This is a genomic window from Zobellella taiwanensis, assembly GCF_003012795.1.
In the GTDB taxonomy this organism is placed as follows: Bacteria; Pseudomonadota; Gammaproteobacteria; order Enterobacterales; family Aeromonadaceae; genus Oceanimonas; species Oceanimonas taiwanensis.
The window spans coordinates 47,344-65,078 of the sequence record NZ_PXYH01000022.1 but is presented as its reverse complement, the minus strand read 5'-3'; the positions used below and the strand labels follow the sequence as shown (position 1 = coordinate 65,078).

At 63.4% G+C, this 17,735-nt stretch carries 17 protein-coding genes; 6 read left to right on the top strand and 11 right to left on the bottom strand.

The features are described 5' to 3' along the window. Positions 1-180 precede the first annotated feature (180 nt). The 9 genes from C7I36_RS14175 to C7I36_RS14135 all read right to left on the bottom strand — a co-directional run bounded on the left by C7I36_RS14175 (position 181) and on the right by C7I36_RS14135 (position 8,982). The gene (locus C7I36_RS14175; protein ID WP_106454349.1) at positions 181-1,383 is read right to left on the bottom strand and encodes a DcaP family trimeric outer membrane transporter; all 1,203 of its coding nucleotides are present in this window, start codon (positions 1,381-1,383) and stop codon (positions 181-183) included. A gap of 308 nt (positions 1,384-1,691) precedes the next feature. Continuing rightward, positions 1,692-2,960: a TRAP transporter large permease gene (locus tag C7I36_RS14170; RefSeq protein WP_106454348.1), complete on the bottom strand. Its 1,269-nt coding sequence runs from the start codon at positions 2,958-2,960 to the stop codon at positions 1,692-1,694. Continuing rightward, positions 2,957-3,457, bottom strand: a complete 501-nt coding sequence (locus tag C7I36_RS14165) for a TRAP transporter small permease (protein ID WP_106454347.1) — start codon at positions 3,455-3,457, stop codon at positions 2,957-2,959. The genes C7I36_RS14170 and C7I36_RS14165 overlap by 4 nt, the downstream gene beginning before the upstream one ends. A gap of 45 nt (positions 3,458-3,502) precedes the next feature. Next, a complete protein-coding gene (locus tag C7I36_RS14160; RefSeq protein ID WP_106454346.1) occupies positions 3,503-4,474 on the bottom strand; it encodes a TRAP transporter substrate-binding protein in 972 nt (323 codons plus the stop codon). Positions 4,475-4,592: 118 nt separating this feature from the next. Beyond that, a complete protein-coding gene (locus C7I36_RS14155; protein WP_106454345.1) occupies positions 4,593-5,294 on the bottom strand; it encodes a fumarylacetoacetate hydrolase family protein in 702 nt (233 codons plus the stop codon). A gap of 16 nt (positions 5,295-5,310) precedes the next feature. Beyond that, positions 5,311-6,342 carry a cupin domain-containing protein gene (locus C7I36_RS14150; RefSeq protein ID WP_106454344.1) on the bottom strand — a complete coding sequence of 344 codons (1,032 nt, stop codon included), beginning with the start codon at positions 6,340-6,342 and terminating at the stop codon, positions 5,311-5,313. Positions 6,343-6,388: 46 nt separating this feature from the next. Further along, entirely contained in the window at positions 6,389-7,696 is a 1,308-nt protein-coding gene (locus C7I36_RS14145; RefSeq protein ID WP_281258152.1) for a 3-hydroxybenzoate 6-monooxygenase, read from the bottom strand. After that, positions 7,626-8,267: a maleylacetoacetate isomerase gene (gene maiA, locus C7I36_RS14140; protein ID WP_106454342.1), complete on the bottom strand. Its 642-nt coding sequence runs from the start codon at positions 8,265-8,267 to the stop codon at positions 7,626-7,628. The genes C7I36_RS14145 and maiA overlap by 71 nt, the downstream gene beginning before the upstream one ends. 13 nt (positions 8,268-8,280) lie before the next feature. Then, positions 8,281-8,982: a fumarylacetoacetate hydrolase family protein gene (locus C7I36_RS14135; protein WP_106454341.1), complete on the bottom strand. Its 702-nt coding sequence runs from the start codon at positions 8,980-8,982 to the stop codon at positions 8,281-8,283. Between the two features lie 178 nt (positions 8,983-9,160). Here C7I36_RS14135 and C7I36_RS14130 point away from each other — a divergent pair, with 178 nt between their 5' ends. After that, entirely contained in the window at positions 9,161-10,084 is a 924-nt protein-coding gene (locus C7I36_RS14130; protein WP_106454340.1) for a LysR family transcriptional regulator, read from the top strand. 6 nt (positions 10,085-10,090) lie between these two features. On the opposite strand, the gene C7I36_RS14125 is transcribed toward C7I36_RS14130, so the two are convergent. Beyond that, positions 10,091-11,263: a BaiN/RdsA family NAD(P)/FAD-dependent oxidoreductase gene (locus tag C7I36_RS14125; RefSeq protein ID WP_106454339.1), complete on the bottom strand. Its 1,173-nt coding sequence runs from the start codon at positions 11,261-11,263 to the stop codon at positions 10,091-10,093. Between the two features lie 95 nt (positions 11,264-11,358). On the opposite strand from C7I36_RS14125, the gene C7I36_RS14120 reads away from it, so the two are divergent. Both C7I36_RS14120 and C7I36_RS14115 read left to right on the top strand, forming a co-directional pair. Next, on the top strand, positions 11,359-12,531 hold the full coding sequence (locus C7I36_RS14120; RefSeq protein WP_106454338.1) for a methyltransferase: 1,173 nt from the start codon (positions 11,359-11,361) through the stop codon (positions 12,529-12,531). A 137-nt stretch (positions 12,532-12,668) separates the two neighbouring features. Beyond that, positions 12,669-13,109: a universal stress protein gene (locus tag C7I36_RS14115; RefSeq protein WP_106454337.1), complete on the top strand. Its 441-nt coding sequence runs from the start codon at positions 12,669-12,671 to the stop codon at positions 13,107-13,109. An 18-nt stretch (positions 13,110-13,127) separates the two neighbouring features. On the opposite strand, the gene C7I36_RS14110 is transcribed toward C7I36_RS14115, so the two are convergent. After that, entirely contained in the window at positions 13,128-14,042 is a 915-nt protein-coding gene (locus C7I36_RS14110; protein ID WP_106454336.1) for a LysR family transcriptional regulator, read from the bottom strand. Between the two features lie 462 nt (positions 14,043-14,504). On the opposite strand from C7I36_RS14110, the gene C7I36_RS14105 reads away from it, so the two are divergent. From C7I36_RS14105 to C7I36_RS14095, 3 genes are all read left to right on the top strand, one after another. Next, complete coding sequence (locus C7I36_RS14105) at positions 14,505-15,368, top strand: carboxylate/amino acid/amine transporter (protein ID WP_106454335.1); 864 nt, start codon at positions 14,505-14,507, stop codon at positions 15,366-15,368. 103 nt (positions 15,369-15,471) lie between these two features. Beyond that, positions 15,472-16,446, top strand: a complete 975-nt coding sequence (gene acuI, locus C7I36_RS14100; RefSeq protein WP_106454334.1) for an acrylyl-CoA reductase (NADPH) — start codon at positions 15,472-15,474, stop codon at positions 16,444-16,446. Between the two features lie 252 nt (positions 16,447-16,698). Further along, entirely contained in the window at positions 16,699-17,700 is a 1,002-nt protein-coding gene (locus C7I36_RS14095; protein ID WP_106454333.1) for a CobW family GTP-binding protein, read from the top strand. Positions 17,701-17,735 lie beyond the last annotated feature (35 nt).

Sequence of the window (17,735 nt, the reverse complement as noted above, 5' to 3'; positions counted from 1 at the left end):
CTTCCTTCAGACCCCACCGTTGGCCAGTGGCGCCCTTGCCAGTCGGATTGTCTTCCCCTCAGTCGGGGTGACGCCATCTTCTTTCAGATGGCCGGGTTTGCCGGCTTCGCCGGGCAAACAAAAAAGCCCGCCGGCGCAGGCCGGCGGGCAAGCAGGAATACGTCAGCAGGCAGCAAAAAATCAGAACTGGTATTGGGCACTCAGTTGCAGGCGGCTGGCATCCCGGCTGTCGCCGCCGATGGTTTCCAGATCAACCAACTGGTATTCAGCACCTACCATCAGCCGGTCGGTGACATCCCAGATGACGTTGGCAAAGCCGTAATCGACATGATCGAAATGGCCATCGTAGTTGCCGTTGCCGGGCAATTCCTGCTCCAGCCGCGAGTAACCGATGGAGCTGAACCACTGGGGCTGCCACTGATGGTTGAGCGATACGCCGCCACCCTGCAGATCCACGGTTTCCAGCTCACCATTGCGCACATAGACGTCCGGTGCATGCTTGTGACTGATATTACCCGGGTTGCCCATGTAGTTACCGATACCCGAACCGATGGTGTAGCTGCCCTTAAGGCTGGTGTGCTCCAGCAGCGGCAGGCTGAACTGGGCCTGTACCCCATAGCCGGTGGCCTTGTCGTCCACCGTGCCGATGTTGTCGTTGGTGGACAGCTCGCGCACCACGCCCGACAGCGCCAGCATACGCTGGTATTCATAACGCAGGGTCAGGTCCGGCAGCCGGCTTTCTTCACTGGCCGTACCGGCATCGGGCCGAGCAATCACGGTATCGGGATCCTCCAGCGCCACCGACAGGGCGCCGCTGCCCAGCTTGTGGGTGTAACGCACCTGGCCCTGACGCTCCATGTTGTAGCCGATGGGGTCACCCAGGGCCAAGGTACGGGTCCCGCCCACAAAACTCATGAAATTGGTCCAGGTCTGGCCGGCCAGAAAGCCCGCATATTCGCCATAGGCGTGGCGCAGGTTGAGCTTGCCATCGGGCAGGAAGTGCACTTCAAAAAAGGTATTCAGGTTGCCGTAGTCGGTCTGGGTATGGCTGCGGAAGTTGAGCCGGCTTTCATAGGCAGTGAAATCGGTGCGGCCATCGGTGGCGTTGGCCGCCGGATTCAGCAGGTTGAAGGGACTGGTGGCATCGCCCAGGTCGTAATCAGCATCGTACAGCATGTCCAGCTTGATATAGCCGCCAAAGGCGACATCGGTTTGGGTGCCGGGAATATTGATGGTCGTCCTGTGGTTCCAGGGCGGCCCCACCCGGCTCGGCTCACCGGTCACTATGGGCTGGCCCGCCTCCACCACCGGCATGGCCAGGGCCGTGCCACTCAGCATGCCGGTTGCCAGAAAGACGGACAGCGCCACTTTGCTTTTTTTCATTGTTCAACTCACTCCATGGTTGTTATCGGTAAAATCAGCTTCCCTCATGGCGTGAACGGCGTTGCGGATTCCGTGCCGGAAGACACATAAAGCCAAACAAAACCATCACACATAAAATACATTTTTCACAATTCAACACATGCCGAATAATGATATTTTGAGATACACCCATACTATTTTTTGCATATCAAAATAGCCATTCACAACCCAGGCGCCCCCAGCCCCTTTCCCCATCCGCACCAGCCGGGCATAAAAAAGCCACTTCCGGAGAAGTGGCAAGGATGAGGCTATCTAACCCACTATTTCATTTACATCAGGCTGGGTAACCACAGGGAAATGGCCGGGAACACCGCGATGATCAGCATGCACACCAGCATGGAAGCCAGGAAGGGGATCATCGCCTTGAACAGGGCGCCCATCGGCAGATTGGCGGAGGTCATGGCGATATAGAGCCCAGGCCCCACCGGCGGCGTCACCAGTCCGATCAGAGTGGCCAGGCTGATGATCACCCCGAAGTGGATGGGATCGATGCCAAAGGAAACGGCCGCCGGCAGTATGATGGGCACAATAACGATCATTACGCTGATACTTTCCAGGAACATACCGAGCAGGATCACCAGCACATAGACCAGCATCAGGAACAGCAGCGGCGAAGTGGTAATGCCGCTGATCCATTCCACCAGCATGTCCGGCACCGCTTCGAACGACAACGCCCAGCCGAATACCGAGGCGGTGGCAATCAGCCCGGTAATGGTGGCGGTGTTGAGCGCCACCGAGGCAAAAATCCCCGGCAGCTCCTTCAGGTTGATGCTCTTGTACACCACGGCACCGATCACAAAGGCCAGGATGGAGGCGATGGCGCCGGCCTCGGTGGGGGTCATGACCCCGGAGATGATACAGACGATCACCACCACCGGAATGGTGCCGGGCAACAGGCCGTTCACCAGTTCCTGGCGGATGTTCTTGTGCTTGAGGTGCTCCCCCGAGGGCAGGCCGGCAAACAGGCCGGTGAGGAAGATCACCAGGGCGAAACCGGCGATGATCAACAGCCCGGGCAAAATGCCGGCGATAAATAGGGCGGAGATCGGCTGGTAGGCCACCACCCCGTAGATGATCATCAGCATGGAGGGCGGAATAATGGGCCCGAGCAGGCCACCGGCCATGGTGACGGCGGCGGAGAACTCCTTCTTGTAGCCCTTTTCCACCATGGTGGGGATCATCAGCCGGCTCATGACCGCAATCTGGGCGGTGGCCGAGCCGAGGATGGAGGCGGCCATGGCATTGGTCAACAGGTTCACATAGGCCAGGCCGCCCTTGAAGCCGCCCACAAACACATCTGCGGCGTTCATCAGCCGGGAAGTGAGCCCGCCCTTGTTCATCAGCTCGCCCACCAGCATGAACAGTGGAATGGCCAGCAGGCCGTTCTGGTTGAGGGAGCCGTAAAGCTGGATCGGCAGCGAGCTCATCAGCACGGTGAGGTCGGTTTGCCACAAAAACACCAGGGTACCCAGCAGCAGGGTGATAAAGATGGGCAGCCCCAGCAGCAGGGTAATGAAAAAAATCACAGAGGTGATCATAAGGCTGCCTCGCTATGAACCTGACCGTTGGGCGTAATGAGCTGGATCAACTGATGCCAGGCCATGCAATAAAAGGAGGCGACCAGTACCGCATAGTTATACCAACGGGGCAGCTGAGTAGTGGGCGACACATCCGCCTTGATCTCCGGGCGCAGTATCCAGTCGGTGGCGAAGTAGCACAGCACCAGCAGCACCAGCAGGGACAGTAACTGCAGCGCCTTATGCAGCCAGGCGCCCCAGGGTTTGCCCAGGTTTTCCAGGATAAAGTCCACCCGCACCAGCTTGTGGCTGAACAGCAGGTAGCTGACGCCGATAAAGGTGGCGGAAATCAGGATCTGCACCGACACCTCCTCGGCCCAGAACAAGGGGCTGCTGAAGAAATAGCGGAGTATCACCTGGGCCGCCAGGATCAGGGTCAGCGCCGCCGTCAACACCACCAGCAGGCCGTATTCGAGCCTGCCGAGCAGCTTGTCCAATAGGTTGATGATCTTGAACATAATCACCTCTGCGGGCGGAACCCGGGTTCCGCCCTGGTATCTTGATTACTGGGCCTGCTGCAGGTAGAAGGCATCGATGCCCTCGCTGGCAGCGCGGTATTTCTCGACCACGGCGTCGGCGGCCGATTGCAGTTGGGCGGCATCAAACTCGCTGATGGTCACCCCTTCCTGGCGGAGCAGCTCCAGGTTGCTGATTTCGGCCTCGGCCTGCTTTTTGAACCCCCATTCCTCGGCTTCCCTGAAGGCGTTCAGCACCAGGGTTCGGTCTTCCTCGGACAGCCGGCTCCACCACACCTCGGAGGCCACCACCACGCCGGGGAAGGCCATGTGGTTGGTCAGGGTCAGGTAGGGCGCCTGCTGGTACATCTTGAGGCCGACCACGATGTCCAGATCCACGTCCACCGCGTCCAGCAGGTTGGTGGTCAGGGCCGAGGACACGTCGCTGATCGCCAGGGCGGTGGGCGCCGCGCCCAACTGGTTCCACCAGTCGTTGAACAGCTTGTTGGGGAAGGAGCGGATCTTCTTGTTTTCAAAGTCTTCCAACGTGGTCATCGGCTTGGAAGAGATCACATGGCGCATGCCGGCAAAGGTGTAACCCAGGCCCACCAGCTTGTGCTGCTTGAGGTTGTCCAGCATTTCCCGGGCGGCGGGATGCTGGCTGGCCTCGGCGGCGTCGGTTACGTCATCAAAGAGATAGGGCAGGAACCAGGCGTTCATGTCCTCGGCCCGGTTCGACAGGCTGCCCGCGGTCAGCACCGCCAGCTGCATGCCGCCGGACTGCAGCAGGTCAATCATCTGATCGTCGCCGCCCAGCTTGGACAGCGGAAAGATCATGATGGTGTGCTTGCCACCGGAGGCTTCCTTCAGGTTGTCGTTGAAGCGCTCGGCCACCTGATGCCAGATATGGCTGGGCGGGGTCACGTGGCCCAGGCGCAGCCGCTCCGCGCTGGCGGAAAAGCTGAGGGTCAGTGCCGAAGCGATGGCGGTCACCGCGAAAAGTTTCTTGAAATTTACCATGACGAGTCGAGCTCCCTGTAATCCTTGAGTCCGGGGGCATGCCCCCATTGCGGCCATTGGCCTGACATCCGTTTTCATCCACAACGGGTTCGGCCGGGTCCTGGCCCCGGCCTGGCGGTTATTGGGCGATACGCAGTTCCACGTCGCCCACCCCGGCCACAGAGCCGAGGATATGATCACCGGCCACCACAGGGCCCACACCATCCGGCGTGCCGGTGTAGATCAGATCTCCCGGCTGCAGGTGGTAGAAGCGGGACAGGTGGGCGATGATCTCCGGCACGTTCCAGATAAGCTTGGTCAAATCCGAGTTCTGCTTGACCTCGCCGTTCACGCTCAGGGTGATCACCCCGCTGTCGACGATGCCGGTTTCTTCCTTGCGCACTATGGGGCCGAGTACCGCCGACTCCTCGAAGTCCTTGCCCAGATCCCAGGGCCGGCCGGTTTCCCGCGCCTTCAGCTGCAGATCCCGGCGGGTCATGTCCAGGCCGGCGGCGTAGCCGAACACCAGCTCGTTGGCCTCGGCCTCGCTCACCTCGAAACCGGCCTGGCCGATGGCCACCACAAACTCCATTTCATAATGGTAATTGGCGGTTTGCGGCGGATAGGCGATTTCGCTGCCCGAAGGGATCAGGCTGCTCGGGTGCTTGGTGAAGTAAAAGGGCTCCTGGCTGCTCTTGTCGACGCTCACGCCCATTTCGGCGGCATGGGCATGGTAGTTGCGGCCCACACAGAAGATGCGGTGCACCGGAAACAGCTGGTCGGTGCCGGCCACGGCGGCCAGGGTCGGCGCTTTCAGGGGAAATAACAAATTTTCGCTCATCTTGTTCAACCTTGACTCAGTAAATGCCGAGATAACGATGCAGCGGGGCTTCGTCGGCGGTGATCATAAAGGCCGGCTGGTCGGCCGAGCCGTTGCTCAGGGTAATGTCGCTGTACCCCGGAGCCGACAGGGTGTCCTTGTCGTTCCAGGTCAGGGAATCGCCGCCGTCCACGCTCAGTTGGCCAGAGCCTTCCACGGCGTGGAACACACAGGCGGTGGTGCGCTTGGGCAGGGTGACGGTTTCGCCCGGGCGCAGCATCAGGGCGCCAAAGCCGATGCTGGGGAACAGGCTGGCGCCGGTTTCCGGGTTGACATAGCTCACCTGCAGCAGACCGTCTTGGTAATGCTCGGCCATTTCCACCAGGCAGGCACGGGTCTTGGCCCAGGGGTAGCGCAGCATGGGCGAGTCGGCGGTGCCCCGCTGGAAGTTGAGGTTGGGCACCACGCCGGCGGCGCTGTAGTCGGCGAACGATTTGTCCCGGCTCAGAGTGGTCTGCTGGGGCTGGCCTTCCACCGCCCAGGAGCCTTCGAGCTGGTAGATCAGCGGCAGATCGAGGATGTCCAGCCAGACGATGGGGCCGTCTCCTTCGTGGTGGTGCTCGTGCCACTTGCCGGAGGGGGTGAGGATCAGATCGCCCCGCTCCATGCGGCAGGGTTCACCATTAACGGTGGTGTAGGCGCCCTCGCCCTCGATGATGATGCGCACCGCGTTGGGGGTGTGGCGGTGGTTGGGCGCGGTTTCACCGGGCAGGATCAGCTGCAGCCCCATGTAGATGCTGGGGGTGGCCTGCATGTTGTTCAACCCGTGGCCCGGGTTGGCCAGCACCAGCACCCGGCGCTCGGCCTTTTCCATCGGGGTCAGCTCGCCGGCCTGCAGCAGCAGCGGGCGGACCACCTCGTAATCCCAGCGCAGGGTGCGGGTCTTGCGGCTGGGCACCTTGGGCGGCAGCACGGCGCGCATGTTGGGCCACAGCGGCACCAGATTCTGTTCGGTCAGCTCGTTGCGGTAACTTTCGGGCAGGTCTTCCAGGGTTCCGAGTTGATGCATCTTCTCTGTCTCCTTGAGGCGCCGGCCGGGCCGGCGCGCGATACGGTTAACGGTTGTCGTCTTTCAGGCAGTTGGTCACGTTCCAGCCATACAGCCACTCGATGGCGTCGTAGAAACGTTCCTGGCTGCGGCCTTTCCACAGGTCGTTGCGGATCAACCGCTCCACGCCCTTGGCGTGATAGATGCGCCCCATTTCCCGGCTGGACAGCACGATGCGGGCGGTGCGGGCAACCCGGGAGCGCTGGTACAGATCCAGGGCCTTGTCCCAGTCGTTGTCGTGCACCCGCAGGGCCTCGCCCAGGGTCACCGCATCCTCAATCGCCATGCAGGCGCCCTGAGCCATGTACTGGGTGGTGGGGTGGGCGGCATCGCCCAGCAGGGTGGCGCGGCCGTAGGTCCACTGCTCGATGGGTTCCCGGTCGGCGGTGGCCCAGCGTTTCCAGCTCTTGGGCAGGTCGATCAGCTGGCGCGCCTTGGGGCAGATGCCCTGGAAGTAGCTTTGTACCTCTTCCTTGCTGCCTTCGGTCACGCCCCACTCTTCCTGCTCACGGCTGTGGAAGGTCACCACCACGTTGTACTGCTCGCCGCCGCGCAGCGGGTAGTGCACCAGGTGGCAGTTGGGGCCGGCCCACAGGCTGGCGGCGTTCCAGCGCAGCTCCTCGGGGAAGTCTTCCTTTTCCACCACGGCGCGGTACACCACATGGCCGGTGACCCGGGCCGGATCATTGACGTAGGTCTGGCGCACCACCGACTTGACACCGTCGGCGCCGATCAGGGCCACACCCCGGTAGACATTGCCGTGCTGGTCGTAAACGGCCACGCCGTTATCATCCTGCTCCACCCGCTGGATCTGGGTGTCGGTCTTGAATTCCACCCGGCCGGTTTCCTGGGCGCCTTCCAGCAGCGACAGGTGCACGTCCACCCGGTGGATCACCGCATAGGGGTTGCCGAAACGCTGGCGGAAGGCTTCGCCGGTTTCGATCTTGCCTACCTGGTATTCGTCGATGGCGTCGTGCATCACCATAAAGTCGGTGAACACCGAGCGGCTGCGCGCCTTGTCGCCCACGCCGAGGGCGTCGAAGGCATGAAAGGCGTTGGGCCCGAGCTGAATGCCGGCGCCGATTTCGCCGATTTCCGGCGCCTGCTCCAGCACCTGCACCTGAAAGCCGCGGCGCACCAGGGCCAGGGCCGCGGCCAGGCCGCCGATGCCGCCGCCGACCACGATGACGTTTTGTTCAGTCTGTTGCTTGTCCATTTCCATTCTCCTGTCTGTGGTGCCGCGCTCAGGCGATAAAGTCCGGCTGGCGGGAGGGGGCCGCCTGCTGGAAGGCCGGCTGTTGCTGGCAATGGGCATACACCGCCATCACCCTGGGGTAAGGACTCAGGTCGCAGCCCATGCGCTCGGCGTTGGCCACCTGGGGCACCAGGCAGCAATCGGCCAGGGTGGGCGCCTCGCCAAAGCAGTAGGGCCCCCGGCCATGGCGTTCAAGCAGGGACTCCACTGCGGCAAAGCCCTCGGCAATCCAGTGATGGTACCAGTCGTTCTTTTGCTCTTCGCTCGCCCCTATCTTGCTTTTCAGGTAGCCAAGAATGCGCAGGTTATTGACCGGATGCATGTCGCAGGCGATGGCGTTGGCCAGCTCCAGTACCCGGGCCCGGGCCAGGGGCTCGGCAGGCAGCAGCCGGGGCTCGGGCCGGGTTTCGTCCAGGTAGTCGATGATCGCCATCGACTGGCTCAGGGCGGTGCCGTCGTCCTCCACCAGCAGCGGCACCCCCTGGGAGGGGTTCAGCATCCGGTAGTCATCGGCCTTTTGTTCACCCACCCGGATGTTTATATCTTTGTAGTCGTAGTCCAGGCCCTTCAGGGCCAGGGCGATGCGCACCCGGTAGGAGGTGGAACTGTTGAAAAAACTGTAAAGCTGCATGGTCTTCTCTCCCTTACACCACGCGCACGCGCAGTTCGCCCAGGCCGTCGACGCCGCCGACCATCAGCTCGCCCGGTTTCACCGCGCCCACCCCTTCCGGGGTACCCGTCATGATGAGGTCGCCCGGCTTCAGCTCAAAGAAGCGGGACAGGTAACTGATGGTCTCGGGCACCGACCAGATCAGCTTGTCGATGTCGCTGCGCTGGCGATCCTCGCCGTCCACCTGCAGCCAGATGGCGGCCTGCCCGGGGTGGCCGACCTGGCTGGCCGGATGGAGCGGGCCCACCGGCGCCGAGGCATCAAAGGCCTTGCCGATTTCCCAGGGGCGGCCCATTTCGCGCATTTTCATCTGCAGGTCACGGCGGGTCATGTCCAGGCCCACGGCATAGCCCCATACATGGTCGTTGGCTTCTTCCAGGGGAATGTTGCTGCCGCCCTTGCCGATGGCCACCACCAGCTCGATTTCATAATGGTAATTGCCGGTTTCACTGGGATAGGGCAGCGCCAGGGTGTCGCCATCGGCGACGGCCACCACGGCATCGGCGGGCTTGCAGAAAAAAAAGGGCGGCTCCCGATCCGGATCGAAGCCCATCTCCCGGGCATGGGCGGCATAGTTGCGGCCGACGCAATAGACGCGACGCACCGGAAACTGCTGGTCGGCATGGCCGGCGACGGGAATGCGGGTAACGGCTTGGGGTTCTACGACATAACTCACGTGACACTCTCCTGACTGTTTGAGCGGCCCTGCCTCGGCGCCCTGGTACTGCCCGGCGATAGCATTCTTCCAATGTCTCGCTTACGGACTCATAACTTCTGGGCAACAGTATTCACTGGGAAAGCCATATCGAATAATGATATTTTGAGATACCGTCATACAATTTATGGTATATCTCATGGACTGGACCCGCCGCCTGCGTCTCAGGCACCTGCATCTGCTGATTAACCTCACCGATACCGGCAGCCTGAGCGACACCGCCCGTATGATGCACACCACCCAGCCGGGGTTGTCGAAGTGGCTGAAGGAGCTGGAGGAAGACATCGGCGCGCCGCTGTTCGAGCGCCATGCCCGCGGCCTCAGGCCCACGGCCATGGGCCAGTTGCTGGTAAGGCATGCCCGGCGCATGGTGACCGAGATGGACCGGGCCCAGCACAACCTGGAAGCCCTGCAGGAAGGCAGCTCCCGTACTGTGGCGGTAGGCACCTCGCCCGCCTCGGCGCCCAGCTTCGTACCGGCGGCCATCATGGCCTTTATCGCCCAGCATCCCAAAGCTCGGGTGGAAATACAGGAAAGCACCATGAACTCGCTGCTGAACAAGCTGGAGCTGGGCAAGCTGGACGTGGTAGTGGGCCGGCTCGACAACTACCAGCCCAGAGCCAGCCTGAAAAGTGAAATGCTTTACGAGGAGCCGCTGCGCATCGTGGCCCGTCCCGGCCACCCCCTGGCCGGGCGGACGGGGCTGGGCTGGGACGATCTTTACCAGTACGACTGGATCGTCTGGCCCCAGGGCACGCCCATCCGCAGCAAGCTGGACATGGCCCTGACCATGGCCGGACGCAAGCCGCCGCCCTACCGGGTAGAGTCATCCTCCCAGGTCGGCAACCTCTGGCTGCTGCAATACAGCGACATGCTGTCGGTCAGTTCGGAACGGGTGGCCCGCCATTTCACCGGCCGCGGCCTGGTGGTGCCGCTCGATATCCGTCTCGACAGCGGCGAAGGCTATGTGGGCATGTGCTGGCGCGACGAAGTCCACCCCGACCCCATCACCCTGGATTTGCTGCAATGCCTGCGGGAAACGGCCACCCTGGTCGGGCACTAGGGCGGGTTAAGCCACCTGGCCGGCCACCCAGCCGGAGCTCCAGGCCCACTGGAAGTTGTAGCCCCCCAGCCAGCCGGTGACGTCCATCACCTCGCCCACAAAATAGAGGTTGGGCACCTGCTTCGCTGCCATGGTCTTGGACGACAGCTCATTGGTGTCCACCCCGCCCAGGGTCACCTCGGCGGTGCGGTAGCCCTCGGTGCCGCCGGGCTTCAGCGGCCAGGCCGTCAGCCTTTCCTCTATCGCCGCCAGCTCCTTCGGGGTGTATTGCTTGAGCGGCTTGTTCACCAGCCCTTCCCGCGCCAGCAGCGCCTCCACCAGCCGTTTGGGCAACTGGCGGCCGAGCCAGGTTTTCAGCTCCTGGTTGGGGCTGTCCGCCATGCCCTCGGCCAACCGGCCGGCGGGCAGCAGCTCGAAATACACCCGTTCGCCCGGTTGCCAGTAGGACGAAATCTGCAGCACCGCCGGGCCGGATACCCCCCTGTGGGTAAACAGCAGGTTTTCGGCAAAGCGGGTGCCGTCCTCGCTTTCGGCCACCACCGGCAGGCTGACGCCGGCCAGGGGCTCCAGGCTTTTCCTGTCTTCGGGCTGCAGGGTAAAGGGCACCAGGCCGGCCCGGGTGGGCAGCACCTTGAGGCCAAACTGTTCCGCCAGCCGGTAACCGAAGGGGGAGGCGCCAATCTTGGGCATCGACAGGCCGCCGGTGGCCACCACCAGGGAGTGGCAGCTGTACTGTTCACCGGCCGTCGCCACGGCAAAGCCCTCGCCCAACCGCTCGACATTCAGCACCTCGCTTCGCAGGCGGATACTGACACCGGCAAAATCACACTCTTTTACCAGCATATCGACGATATTTTGCGCAGAGTCATCACAAAACAGCTGGCCCAGGGTTTTCTCGTGATAGCCGATGCGGTGCTTTTCCACCAGGGCAATAAAATCCCACTGGGTATAGCGGGCCAGGGCCGACTTGACGAAATGGGGGTTGGCACAGAGGAAGGCTTTGGGCTCCACATGATAGTTGGTGAAGTTGCAACGGCCGCCGCCGGACATCAGTATCTTGCGGCCGATGCGCTTGCCGTGATCCAGCACCAGCACCCGCCGGCCGCGCTTGCCCGCCTCGGCGGCACACATCAGGCCGGCGGCGCCGGCGCCGATCACGATTACATCCCAGGCCTGCATGGGCTTTATCCTCTCGTCGACACAAAGGCGCTATTCTAGCGCCCCGCTCCCGGCTGTGCTATCCAGCCCGGCAGGGCACCGTTATAATCCGCCCCATGAGCGACCTGGCCGATCTTTTCAACACCCTGAGCACCCTGCTGCTGCGCCACCAAAGCGACTGGCGGCCGCTGCCCTTTGCCTGCACTTCCCTGCCCTGGCCAGAGCTGGCGCCGGTCCTGGCATCCCTGGACGACGCCAGCCTGGACCGGCTGGAGCAGGACGAGGCCGCCGTCCATGCCCTGCTCGCGCCCTGGCGGCCCGAGGTGGTAGCCGCCCTGGACTGGCGCCTGCCCGAGCTGCGGCGGGCCGCCAACTACGCCACCCCACGCTGGAGCAGCGGTATTCCCGGTCGTAAATGGGCACAAATTTGCGACTTTGGCGCCAATGTCGATGCCAATCACCCCATACTCGAATGGTGTGCCGGCAAGGGCCACCTCGGCCGCTTGCTCGCCCTGCGCTCGGGGCGGCCGGTCACCAGCCTGGAATGGAACCCGGATTTGTGCCGCCAGGGCGAGCAGCTGGCCGATTCGCTCGGACTCGATCACCGCTTTGTCTGCGCCGACGCCCTGGCCGCCGACGCCGCCGCACTGTTCACCGCCAACCAGCAGGCCCTGGCCCTGCACGCCTGTGGCGAGCTGCACCTGCGCCTGCTGCGCCATGCCGCCGCCGCCGGCACCCGAGCCATCGCCCTGTCGCCCTGTTGCTACCATCTGATCGATGGCAACGACTACCGCCCCCTGTCGGCGGCAGGCCGGCGCCAGGATCCGGGGCTGGGTCGCCATGAGCTGCGCCTGCCCCTGCAGCAGCAGGTGACCGGCGGCGCCCGCATTGCCCGCTTGCGGCACATTGAACAGGGCTGGCGGCTGGCCTTCGACGTCCTGCAGCGCAGCCTGCGCGGGCAGGATCGGTACCTGCCGCTGCCCGCCTTTCCCAAACAGCTGTTGAGCGGCGATTTTACCGCCTTCGCCCGCTGGGCCTGCGAGCGCAAGGGACTGCGCCTGCCCGAGCCGTTCGATCCGGCACCCTGGCTGGCCCGGGCCGAAGGCCGGCGGCAACTGGTGCGCCGCATCGAGCTGGTGCGCCACCTCTATCGCTACCCGCTGGAACTGTGGCTGCTGCTGGATCGGGCCCTGTTTCTGGAAGAGCAGGGCTACTGGGTCCGCCTGGGCACCTTTACCGCCTGCGCCAATACCCCCCGCCGTTATTTGATCCAGGCCAGCCTGGACTGAAATAGCCCGGCGCCCGTCTTGTGCCGGTGCGCCCTCCTGGCCTATGCTGCTGGCATCAGGTGCGGTGCAAAATTCCCGCCCGGCTCACGGTTTAAGAGCTAATGGATTGATAGACTTGGTAAAAAAGGAGAGGTGCCATGACAGAACCCTATCAGTACAAGCATATCCTGGCGGCGGTCGACATGACCGAAAAAAACCGCAAGGTAATCGCCAAGGCGGTGGATCGCGCCCGCGCCAACCAGGCCAAGCTGTCGGTGATCCATGTGGATGTCGACCTGAAAGACCTCTATACCGAGATGATCGATATCGATATCGACAATATCCAGGATCAGGTGGTGGCCGACGCCAAGCAGCGGCTGGAGGAATACCTGGGGGACATCAACTATCCCATCGAGAAAAAGCTGGTGATCTGCGGCGATCTGACGCTCAAAGTGAACGAAGCCGTGGAGCAAAACCAGATCGACCTGCTGGTCTGCGGGCATGAGCAGAGCTTCTGGAGCCTGCTCACCTCCTCCGCCCGCCAGTTGATGAACACGGTGCCCTGCGACATGCTGGTGGTGCCCCTGCCGAAGGACTGATCCCCCAGCCGGGCCGGTTCAGCGCCGGCCCTCACCCACCTCGCCCAGCAACTGGCGAAACCAGATCAGCGCCGGGTCAAACTCGGTCAGCGGGTGCTGTGCCAGTACATAGGTGCTGTAGAGCGGCTCGTCCAGGGCGTGGCTTTGCAGCGGGTAATAGTGGCAAAAATCCCGGGCGATCAGCTCGGGCACCACCGCCAGGTAGCGTCCCGTGGCCAGCAGCTTGGGCAGCGCCTCGAAGCTCGGCACCCATACCGCAATATGCCGCGCCAGCCCCTTTTCCTTCAGCCATTGCTCCACCAGGGTCTGGTTATGGCCCCAGGTCGAAGTCGACACATGGCTCCAGGCCACCAGTTCGGCGGGCGTCAATACTGCCGCCAGGCCGCTGCCCCGGGCGGAAAGACACACCATGGGGTTGTCGAACCAGGCCTGGCTCAGCAACCGCGCCGACAGATGGCCGGCGCCGGCAAACCCCACCACCAGGTCCAGTTCGCCCCGCGCCAGGCTGTCCTCGTAGTCCGAATGCACCAGTTCGCTGATCGCCAGCCGGCAGCCCGGCGCCCTGTGGTGCAGCAATTCCACCAGTTGGGGCACCACGCCATGCTCGATGGACGAAGGCACCGCCAGGCGAAAGGTGCGGCTCGAGGCAGCCGGGTCGAACATCGCCGACTGGCGCACGCCCTGCTCCAGCAGGGCCAGGGCCTGGCGCACCGGCGCCGCCAGGGCCCGGGCCCGTTGGGTCGGCCGCATTTCCTTGCGGGTCATCACGAACAGGGGATCGTCCAGGGCCTGGCGCAACCGGGCCAGGGCGTGGCTGACGGTAGACTGGGACAGGCTGAGCTGTTCCGCCGTCCGGGTGACGTTGCGGTGATGCATCAGCACGTCGAACACCCGCAACAGGTTGAGGTCGAGCCGCTGGTAAAGGTTATCCATCGATATTCACCATACAGTCATGATGACAATTCATTTTCGACATAAGTTATCTCACCATAAAATGGCGGCATTGAACAAGTTTATCGTCGGCGTGGTGAGGCAACCTCATTCCGCTGTACGGCCGGACAAGGTTCTGGGCACGGTGGCATCATGGGGGGTACTGCCTGTCTCGCCGGCGCACGGATTATTCGAGGTAATCCGGGCAAGGGTGAAAAGCGGAATGTTCAAGGCCGGGTGGCGAGGATTGCCACGCTGACAACCTCTTGCGGGCATGGCCCACGAGTTCTGCGTGTGGTGTTAAACCACTTTGTTTGGGGACGTCATTCTCTCCTTTATGACAAACCTGATCTTGGTCCCGGGCCGGTGCATTGCGCCGGCTTTTTTTATGGGCCGGCAACTGGATCGGTACCGCGCTTTACGCCATCATAGCGCCCCATCTTTACCAATGGCGAAAATTCACCCATGTCCTATCTGGTCTTTGTCACCCTGCTGTGGGCCTTTTCCTTCAGCCTGATCGGCGTCTATCTGGCCGGCAGCGTCGACAGTTATTTTTCGGTATTCAGCCGCGTCGCCCTGGCCGCCCTGCTGTTCCTGCCCTTTATCGCCCGCGGCCTGCCCGGCCGGCTGGCGCTGGGGCTGATGGGCTGCGGCGCCGTGCAGCTCGGCATCATGTACCTTTTCTATTACCAGTCGTTCCTGCTGCTGACGGTACCCGAAGTGCTGATCTTCACCGTGCTCACGCCCATCTACGTCACCCTGATTTACGATCTGCTCCACCGCCGCTTCAATCCCGGCTACCTGCTCACCGCCGCCCTGGCGGTGCTGGGCGCCCTGGTGATCCGTTTCAACGGACTGACCGACTCCTATCTGCTCGGCTTTGCCGTGGTGCAGGGCGCCAACCTCTGCTTCGCCCTGGGCCAGGTCGGCTACAAGGTGCTGATGGAGCGCTATCCGCAACATCCGCCCCAGCACCGGTTGTTCGGCTATTTTTACCTGGGCGCCCTGCTGGTGGCGGTGCCGGCCTGGCTGTGGCTGGGCCAGGACAGCTACCCTGCCACCGGCCTGCAATGGGGAATTCTGCTGTGGCTGGGCCTGGGCGCCTCGGGCCTGGGCTATTTCCTGTGGAACAAGGGCGCCACCCTGGTCAATGCCGGCGCCCTGGCGATCATGAACAATGCCCTGGTGCCCGCCGGCCTGCTGGTCAACCTGCTGATCTGGAACCGGGAGGCGGATCTGCTGCGCCTTGGCCTGGGCGGATGCCTCATCCTCGCGTCCCTCTGGCTCAACGAACACTGGTTAAAAACACCCCGCGCCGCCTACGGCTGAGGGGACGACATCACAAAACCGACAATTGTCACGGCCGGACTCTGGCAAAGCCGGCCGCCCTCCTTACACTGATCGGCAGGAAACCGTGCTCAGGAGAGACGCCATGTTTACTGCCCTGCTACTCGAAGAAAAAGACAAAAAAACCCACGCCAGCCTGCAACGGCTGAACGAACACCAGCTCACCACCGGCGACGTGCTGGTGAAGGTCGACTACTCCACCCTCAACTACAAGGACGCCCTGGCCATTACCGGCAAGGGCAAAATAGTGCGCCAGTGGCCCATGGTGCCCGGCATCGATTACGCCGGCACCGTGCTGGCCTCGGATCATCCGGACTACCGTATCGGCGACGAGGTGCTGCTTACCGGCTGGGGCGTGGGCGAACAGTACTGGGGCGGTCTGGCGGAAAAGGCCAGCGCCAAGGGCGACTGGCTGATCCCCCTGCCGCCGGGCATGAGCGCCAAGCGGGCCATGGCCATCGGCACCGCCGGCTTTACCGCCATGCTCAGCCTGATGGCGCTGGAACAGGCCGGCGTCAAGCCGGATCAGGGCCCGGTGCTGGTGACCGGCGCCACCGGCGGCGTAGGCTCGGTGGCGGTGCGGCTGCTGGCGGGCGCCGGCTTCGAGGTGCACGCCGCCACCGGCCGGCCCGAGCATGCCGACTGGCTGACCTCACTGGGGGCCGCCGCCATCCTGTCCCGCTCCGAGCTGGACGCCGAGCCGGCGCCGCTGGAATCCCAGCGCTGGGCCGCCGCCATCGACTCGGTGGGCGGCCGCACCCTGGCCAAGATCCTGAGCCAGACCAAAATGGACGGCGCCGTGGCCGCCTGCGGCCTGGCCGGCGGCGTGGCCCTCAACACCACCGTCATGCCCTTTATCCTGCGCGGGGTCCGGCTGCTCGGCATCAACTCGGTCTACATGCCCAGGGAAAAACGCATCGCGGCCTGGCAACGGCTGCAGCGCAGCCTGCCGCTGGACTTTGAGGACCAGGCCCAGGTGCTGACCCTGGAGCAGAGCATAGCGGCGGCCGGGGATCTGCTGGCCGGCAAGCTCAGGGGCCGGGTGGTGATCCAGCCCTGAGGCATGTGTTTCCACGGCGGGCACGCCCGCCGTTCAGTTTATTGACTTGGTTGTCTGAACACCTTAACGAAGTCAGCCAAAGGGCCCACTCCGCCGACGCCCTGTAAATACATCCCTGTACGCTCGCACATGCCATCCCTGGCATGCGACGGTCGGCCGATTAGGATCAGTTATTTAAGGAAGGCACCGACCCTTACCCGCCCTTGCCAAAACATGTTATAAGATAACAAAACCATTTTTCGCGGACCCGTTATGAGCACTCCCGTCACCACCCACCTCGTCATGGGCTTTCTCGGCAGCGGCAAGACCACCCTGCTGCGCCACCTGCTGGCCCACAAACCGGAAAACGAGCGCTGGGCCATCCTGGTCAACGAATTCGGCGAAGTGGGCATAGACGGCGTCCTGCTTTCCGATCAGGGCGCCGTCATCAAGGAAGTGCCCGGCGGCTGCCTGTGCTGCGTGTCCGGCCTGCCCTTCCAGATAGGGCTCAACGCCCTGCTGCACAAGGCCAGGCCCGACCGCCTGCTGATCGAGCCGAGCGGCCTGGGCCACCCCAGCCGCATCCTCGACACCCTCACCAACGAGCACTACCGGGAGGTACTGCAACTGGGCCCCGCCTTCTGCCTGGTCGACCCCCGCCAGTGGGCCGACCCGCGCTACCGGGAGCACGACACCTACCAGGATCAGCTGGCGCTGGCGGACATACTGGTGATCAACAAGACGGACCTGTGCAGCGAGGCCGAGCTCGAGGCCCTGCGCCGGGGCCTGGACGGCTACCGTCCTCCCAAGCAGGCGCTGGTGGAAGTTTGCCAGGGCCGGCTGGATCCGGCCTGGCTGCAGGGCGAACACCACCCGGACCGCCGGGCATCCCATCCCCGGGCCCACCAGGGGAACGCCCCGCGGCCGGTGCTGGCGGCGCCCGAGCCCCGGCTCAGCCGGGACCAGCCCTGGCGGCGCTACAGCAACCACGGCGAGGAGCACTTCTCCGTCGGCTGGCGTTTTCTCGACGAGGTAGTATTCGACCTGGCGGCGGCCGAGGCCTTTTGCCGGCGCCTTGGCGTGGCACGGCTGAAGGCGGTGTTGCGGGGAGCGGACGGCTGGCGCGCCTTCAACCAGGTGGGCGGCGAGCTGTCTGTCTACCGGGTCGCCCCCGCCCGGGAAAGCCGCCTGGAGCTGATTGACAGCGCGCCCCTGGCGGTACATCCGCTCCATGAAGAGTTGATGAAAACCCTGCTCTCGCTGCCCCGGTCATAAAACTGTCACCGGACTGTCTTAATCTTCGGGCCACA

Bases quoted from the DNA above. Each gene is read 5' to 3' on its own strand.
- C7I36_RS14175 (WP_106454349.1), bottom strand. From the start codon at position 1,383: ATGAAAAAAAGCAAAGTGGCGCTGTCCGTCTTTCTGGCAACCGGCATG.
- C7I36_RS14170 (WP_106454348.1), bottom strand. From the start codon at position 2,960: ATGATCACCTCTGTGATTTTTTTCATTACCCTGCTGCTGGGGCTGCCC.
- C7I36_RS14165 (WP_106454347.1), bottom strand. From the start codon at position 3,457: ATGTTCAAGATCATCAACCTATTGGACAAGCTGCTCGGCAGGCTCGAA.
- C7I36_RS14160 (WP_106454346.1), bottom strand. From the start codon at position 4,474: ATGGTAAATTTCAAGAAACTTTTCGCGGTGACCGCCATCGCTTCGGCA.
- C7I36_RS14155 (WP_106454345.1), bottom strand. From the start codon at position 5,294: ATGAGCGAAAATTTGTTATTTCCCCTGAAAGCGCCGACCCTGGCCGCC.
- C7I36_RS14150 (WP_106454344.1), bottom strand. From the start codon at position 6,342: ATGCATCAACTCGGAACCCTGGAAGACCTGCCCGAAAGTTACCGCAAC.
- C7I36_RS14145 (WP_281258152.1), bottom strand. From the start codon at position 7,696: ATGCCCATTGCCAGCAACAGCCGGCCTTCCAGCAGGCGGCCCCCTCCC.
- maiA (WP_106454342.1), bottom strand. From the start codon at position 8,267: ATGCAGCTTTACAGTTTTTTCAACAGTTCCACCTCCTACCGGGTGCGC.
- C7I36_RS14130 (WP_106454340.1), top strand. From the start codon at position 9,161: ATGGACTGGACCCGCCGCCTGCGTCTCAGGCACCTGCATCTGCTGATT.
- C7I36_RS14125 (WP_106454339.1), bottom strand. From the start codon at position 11,263: ATGCAGGCCTGGGATGTAATCGTGATCGGCGCCGGCGCCGCCGGCCTG.
- C7I36_RS14120 (WP_106454338.1), top strand. From the start codon at position 11,359: ATGAGCGACCTGGCCGATCTTTTCAACACCCTGAGCACCCTGCTGCTG.
- C7I36_RS14115 (WP_106454337.1), top strand. From the start codon at position 12,669: ATGACAGAACCCTATCAGTACAAGCATATCCTGGCGGCGGTCGACATG.
- C7I36_RS14110 (WP_106454336.1), bottom strand. From the start codon at position 14,042: ATGGATAACCTTTACCAGCGGCTCGACCTCAACCTGTTGCGGGTGTTC.
- C7I36_RS14105 (WP_106454335.1), top strand. From the start codon at position 14,505: ATGTCCTATCTGGTCTTTGTCACCCTGCTGTGGGCCTTTTCCTTCAGC.
- acuI (WP_106454334.1), top strand. From the start codon at position 15,472: ATGTTTACTGCCCTGCTACTCGAAGAAAAAGACAAAAAAACCCACGCC.
- C7I36_RS14095 (WP_106454333.1), top strand. From the start codon at position 16,699: ATGAGCACTCCCGTCACCACCCACCTCGTCATGGGCTTTCTCGGCAGC.